The sequence below is a fragment of the Bacillus cereus group sp. BfR-BA-01379 genome (assembly GCF_022663605.1).
GTDB classification, from domain to species: domain Bacteria; phylum Bacillota; class Bacilli; order Bacillales; family Bacillaceae_G; genus Bacillus_A; species Bacillus_A mobilis.
Window position 1 is genome coordinate 1 of the sequence record NZ_JAKUFT010000260.1, and the last position, 271, is coordinate 271.

A 271-nucleotide genomic window follows, 5' to 3' on the forward strand; every position below is an offset into this window, starting at 1 on the left:
CGCTTTCGCCTTCGCTGCTGCAATTGCCTTCGCCTTTTCATCTCCCGAATCCCCATCACCTTGCGAGGCCTTCTGCTTCGCTAGAGCCGCTGCTTTTGCTTTTGCGGCCGCCACAGCCTTTGCTTTCGCCTTTTCCTTGTCCTCTTTCGTTACTTCTTCGCTTCCTTCTCTTTTTTGCTTCGCTAATGCCGCTGCTTTTGCTTTTGCCGCGGCGGCTGCCTTCGCTTTCGCTTTGGCCTTTTCTTCTTCCGTTACTTCTTCGCTTCCTTCT

Annotated in this window: 1 pseudogene; it reads right to left on the reverse strand. The window is 53.1% G+C overall.

Annotated features, from left to right (window positions below):
* Window positions 1-271, reverse strand: a pseudogene (locus tag MR113_RS27750) (NADH-quinone oxidoreductase subunit C); the annotation flags it as partial.